Source organism: Clostridium sp., assembly GCF_036781005.1.
Classification (GTDB): Bacteria; Bacillota; Clostridia; order Clostridiales; family Clostridiaceae; genus Clostridium_B.
The window spans coordinates 1-5695 of the sequence record NZ_DAIQBT010000073.1 but is presented as its reverse complement, the minus strand read 5'-3'; the positions used below and the strand labels follow the sequence as shown (position 1 = coordinate 5695).

The following is a 5695-nucleotide window of genomic DNA, read 5'->3' as shown; positions in this document are numbered from 1 at the left end:
AATTAATTCCTTAATCTATTCTGATAAGGTCAGTTAATTTTCTTGTAAAGTGGTGACTTTTCTATATAAAATTAAAAATACTCCATATCTTGAAATAATAGTAAAAACTTCTGAAAAATCATATGAATATTTCGAATTTTCTTAAATATACATATATAAAACTTGAATTATACAAATTAAATCCATTGAGTCTAAGGGGATAGCCATAGTCTATCCTAGAAAATCAACACTATAGTTAATATTAATAGTTTATGAATATTTATAAGAAAAGTTCATTAATTCTGACTTTTAGAAGAACGAACTGTATTTTTTTTAATTTTTAGTATAATTTTAATTGACATACACATATTATAGAGATATAATAGAAAAAAGTAAAAGGACGGTGAAGACATTGAATAAAATAAACGATAAAAAATCAGTGCTAATAACTTCGGAGGTAATTGAGGAATGTCTTTGTGAATGTTTTGATATCACAGAAAAAAATACTCTATCGCATAAAAAAAATAAAAATCATGTAAAGTAACGCCTTTGTTATACGCTATTCTATTTTTGAAAAAAAATAGAATAGGTGTATGAAAAGGTCTTTTTTTATTTTCATCCTTTTTTATTTATTAAATCATTTCTTAACTTCTTATTAAAAAGCTACCTATACAGTATACATGAAATTTATTAAAAATTTCTCAATACGGCTTAACTTTACAAAATATTTACATTTACCCGAATAAGCTATAGAAAATACCTCCTGCAATATGAATAAAAACTTTGTATTGATGATAAACTATATCTATTGAATAATCTACTGATATAAACAAAATTTCTAAACATATTAACGGAGTCAATGATAAATATGAATATTCTTAAGTTATTTCCTGAAATGATAAGAAATCAAAATAAACATCCTTTTCCCCATACAAGTGTTACCTTTAAAGCATTAGTGGATGCTGCCATACCCAAAACTCCTACGTTGGCAGAAAAACATGGATCTATTCAATTATTCGGTGCACTGGACTGTAGTATCCATGAATATGAAATATGGATACTAAATCACTTTGTTTCTCTGCATATACCTTTATTAGAGGTGGATATCCATCTTGCCAATTCAACTGCAAAAATGCTCGATATAGCTGCTAAGCAATTAATTATCTCCAAGAAAAACAAAAAATCCATAGATTCTGAATTATTTCAGAAAAAATATATATTTGCATCCCTTCAGCCAGAGGATCGCTTTCGTACCATAACTCTTTTAGAACAACTTGAAGTTGAACCTGAATTATTGCCATTGCCTTTTTATAACAATCCCGGTCTCATAATTTCCATAACTGCAGGAATAATTATGTTTATCACAATAGGTTACTACACCGAATGGTCTGCATATGGTTCAACCGGCCTGAACACACCTAACAAACGAAAATTAGAACATTTTCCTATAGGTTGGGAACAATCAGGATATCCTGGTCCTTCTAAAGGATACCACGCTTTTAAGGGATATTTCAAAGAATAATGTTATGATAATTTTATTTTAAAAGAGCAGTTAGGTACCACTTATTTGATAAAACAGGAGGTATACTTTATGGAAAAAAATACTGATGTTATAGTTATAGGTGCAGGAGGTGGTGGTGCAGTTGTTGCCAAGGAACTGGGTGAAAAAGGCATAAAAGTCTTATTACTTGAAGCCGGAACATGGTATGGAAATAAAAAATGGCCTAATCCACTCCAAGAACAGGGATCTGTAAGCTCTAATACTTTCGAGGATTTAAGTGATGAAATTCTACATAAATGTTTTACAAGTTATGAAGGAGATATAAATGATAATATAAGCGGCAAATTTCGATGGGGTTCTGCAAACAGAAGGAAACCTGCCTGGTTTAGAAGACTTCCACAGGGAGGCTTTGCCTGGCAGAGCTCTTCCGTAGGTGGAAGCACACTACTTTACTTTGGAAATTGCCCTAGAGCTTTTCCAGCATCTATAAATGATACATGGCCAATTTCTTATAAAGAATTACTTCCCTATTATGAAAAGGTTGAAGCCACACTTCCTGTTTCCCCAGCTCCAATGACAGACAAGGAAGAATTATTCTTTTATGGTGCCAAAAAAGCCGGATGGTCTGTTTTAAAAACAAATGACCCAATAAACCCAGGCTATAGACCCCAGCCCAATGCAATTTTACCTCCTGATCCTAACATAAATAATCCAAATTTCAAATTTGAATACAGCACAAAAGGATGCACTCTCTGCGGTCACTGCATAAATGGATGCAGTATAGGACCTTCAGTAGAAAAAGTTGCAAAACGTTCTACATTGGTTAGTTATATTCCTCTGGCTTTAAAAACCCACAATGTAGAAATTATGCCAAATACATTTGTAAAGAAAATTATAACAGAAAAAAGCACCGACGGAAATTTAATATCTACAGGTGTCAAATGTAAAAATACCTGGACAGGAGAAGAATATGAATTGAAGTCAAAAGTCATAGTCATGGCAGCAGGGCCTATTGAATCCCCCAGGTTGTGGTTAAATTCAAAACTTCCCAATAATCCTTGGGTGGGAAAAGGACTTACAAACCATTGGTTTGACTGTATATCTGGAATATTCCAGGAAAAAGTTTTAAGTGATATACTGGGCACTCCTGATGTAAAGCCTTATGTAGGGCAAAATTCAGCAGCCAGATTTGATTATCCTGGTCTTGGCTCACTTCAGGGGCTGGGTGTAAGTCCTGGAATATACTCTACACTATCCTATTCCCTAAGCAGATATGGATACAACTTTTTACATGATCCTGCTCCAGAAGATCTTTGGCACATCAGAGGCAGAGTAGCAGGAAAAGAAGTTAAAGAAATTATGATGGCCTACCCACAGACTCTAAGTATTTTACTAATTACTGACGATACACCAAATGCTATAAATACTGTTACACTAGATAACCTTATAAGAGATGAAAATGGTTTTGTACCTGTAATTAAATATATCCCGTCCAAAGATGACATACGTAAAAGGGATAAACTTGCATCAATTGCAGCAGATATACTAAAAAAGGCAGGAGCCAGTAAAATTATGCGTACAGATTGTACCCCTGGTTTATTAGTTCATATGCAAAGCACCATGCGCATAGGATATGTTACTGACACAAATTGTGAAGCAAATCAGGTAAAAAGGCTGTTCATTACAGACAACAGTGTATTATATAACAGTTTAGGAGGAGTTAACCCCACACTCACAACACAGGCTCTTGCAACACGTACATCAGAAAAAATAGTCCATAAATATTTTAGTTGAGTATAAAATTTCAGTATACCATCAGCTCAATTAATTCAAATTAATTCAAAAATTCAGGTGGATCCTTTTCCACCTGAATACTAAAGATATTAAATCTCTCATGTATTATGCTAATATAACCATTTTTAACCTTTTAAAATTTCTATTAACTCTTTTAATTTATAATGTTGATAAAAATCTTTCCCCTTTTCATCAATTGTCTTTAAATGTTTCCTAATCATGGCTTCAATTATAGACATATCTCCTAAATATTTTTTATAGGAACATGTACATTCTACTAAAATATTTTTGTATTTACATTTTGCTCTTAAAGTGTCATCCCACCTAAAAACATGACATTGAATTTCTTCATTATTGTACTTTAAATAATATGGAAAATCATCGTATTTCATAAAATCACCTCTTAATTATTAACAATTTGCATGTCATAGAGTTATTGTGATTATTCAAGATTTTTCCTTAAGTATATATCTTAATTTGATCCATTATTGTAACATTCCACAAAATAATAGAATATCCTTCTTTTTAATCTTCATTCACAAATATTTCATTCTATTCATAGTATATCATTGTAAATAAATTTGTGGAGGTACTTCATGAGCGTCAATAACGATGTTAATGACAATATAAACACGGAAACTCCCAAGGATTCCTATGACTTTGAAAACCCCTACGATTTCGAACCTCCTATATACTGCCCCTACTGTTCCATGCCTTATACAAGATTGATGGATGAAGAGTATATAGAAGAGGATCCTTACGACGATGAACTGGAAGGCGATGAGAACTTTTTGTATTATCCCGGATATAGACGAAAAGATCCCAAAAAGCGTATAAGGGGAAGGAGGCGTAGAAGAAGACGTAAAATGAATCATATGCCAATAGCATTTATCATGCCGGTGATGCTGCCCTATAGTGGTTATGATGATTGGTATTAATAATTTGAAATCTTACTTCATACAATCTACTTAGCTTGTATAATACACAAAATAAGCGCCAGTAATAAAACTGGTGCTTATTTTATGTATTATCCCAATCCATTAAATCATATAAAAATCAAATTGCATTATAAACCTATAGTTAAATAAATGAAATAATATCCATTGTTATATATTTTAAAGTAACAAAATATTCTACTAAAAAATACCCTGATATTATACACAGTATAAATAATAGACGGAGGTTATTTGCATGTATTGTATTGATGCTGGAAGTATTTATTGTCCATGTCATCTTGCAGAAACTCTTAACTGCGTGGCTTGTTCTCAACTCTCAGGTAAAAAATTCTGCCAATGTAAAAATTGGCATGGTATATGTATATATGAACAATTTATGTCAAATGGAAATAAAGTAAAGAAATTAAGAGAAACTTATACCTCATATATATTAAAAAAAGAAATGCCTCAGGATGATTTATGTATATTTACATTAAAAGCTCCTGAAAATCTTGTAAAAGAACTAACTTATCCTGGAAGTTTTGTATTTATGAGAGGTGAAGAAAGTGTAAATTACTACGATGTTCCTATATCAATAATGGAAGCTAACACAGATGAAATTTTCTTGAAAGTTGCTATAAAATTAATTGGCATAAAGACCAAGAAACTATTTCAGTTAAACAAAAACGAAAAAATACTACTTAGAGGTCCCTTCTCTAATGGAATAATGGGATTGTCAAATATCTACAATGCAAAAAACGGTACATCTTTAATTATAGCTCGAGGAATAGGAATCTCACCTTCAATTTCAGTTATAAAAAATCTACATCATAATAACAACAAAATTATATCTATTCTGGATACTCAATTTGAAAATAATTTTGCCAAGGAGTATTTTAAAGAATATAGTTCCAAAACCATATACTGCAGTGTATTAGATAATGGAAATCTTACAGAAGAATTTAAGCTTATTTTAAAGGAAATCATAGATTCTGAAAATATAAATATAATTCATTGTGGTGGTTCTGATATATTAACTTATAAAATCATACAATCAGTAGATGAATCTATAAAATTCTCCTGCTGTAATAATGCCAAAATGAACTGCGGTGAAGGAATATGCTCAAGCTGTACCAGCAGTGGAAATAATGGAATTAAAAGATTATGCAAAATTCAAATGGATCCAAGAGATTTATTTGAAAATAAAGAATTCATATAGGAGGTGTTTTCAATGAAAGCAATAGTAGTTGGTTCCGGTTGGTCTGGATGTGCAGCAGCCTTAACTGCTAAAAAGGCGGGAGCAGATGTAGTTATGTATGAAAAAACCGACATGGTACTTGGCCTTGGAAACGTAGGGGGTATAATGAGAAATAACGGTAGATATACAGCTGCCGAAGAAATTATTGCTCTTGGAGCAGGAGATCTGATAAATATTACAGATAGCGTTACAAGGCATAAAAATATAAACTTTCCAAGTCATGCTCAT

Annotated in this window: 6 protein-coding genes; 5 read left to right on the top strand and 1 reads right to left on the bottom strand. The window is 31.8% G+C overall.

Features of this window, described 5'->3' with window-relative positions; all coding sequences use genetic code 11:
- The first annotated feature begins 847 nt into the window (after positions 1-847).
- Positions 848-1501, top strand: coding sequence for a hypothetical protein (locus V7Q02_RS15730; RefSeq protein WP_333862031.1), 654 nt, complete (start codon positions 848-850; stop codon positions 1499-1501).
- 69 nt (positions 1502-1570) lie between these two features.
- Positions 1571-3274, top strand: coding sequence for a GMC family oxidoreductase N-terminal domain-containing protein (locus V7Q02_RS15725; RefSeq protein WP_333862030.1), 1704 nt, complete (start codon positions 1571-1573; stop codon positions 3272-3274).
- Between the two features lie 125 nt (positions 3275-3399).
- Here V7Q02_RS15725 and V7Q02_RS15720 read toward each other — a convergent pair whose 3' ends face one another.
- Positions 3400-3666: a hypothetical protein gene (locus V7Q02_RS15720; RefSeq protein ID WP_333862029.1), complete on the bottom strand. Its 267-nt coding sequence runs from the start codon at positions 3664-3666 to the stop codon at positions 3400-3402.
- A 204-nt stretch (positions 3667-3870) separates the two neighbouring features.
- On the opposite strand from V7Q02_RS15720, the gene V7Q02_RS15715 reads away from it, so the two are divergent.
- The 3 genes from V7Q02_RS15715 to V7Q02_RS15705 form a co-directional block, all read left to right on the top strand.
- Complete coding sequence (locus tag V7Q02_RS15715; protein WP_333862028.1) at positions 3871-4212, top strand: hypothetical protein; 342 nt, start codon at positions 3871-3873, stop codon at positions 4210-4212.
- A gap of 253 nt (positions 4213-4465) precedes the next feature.
- Positions 4466-5428 (top strand): sulfide/dihydroorotate dehydrogenase-like FAD/NAD-binding protein, encoded by a 963-nt coding sequence (locus V7Q02_RS15710; RefSeq protein WP_333862027.1) that lies wholly within the window; start codon positions 4466-4468, stop codon positions 5426-5428.
- Between the two features lie 12 nt (positions 5429-5440).
- Positions 5441-5695, top strand: a 255-nt coding sequence (locus V7Q02_RS15705; RefSeq protein WP_333862026.1) for an FAD-dependent oxidoreductase, incomplete at its 3' end; no start/stop codon positions are given.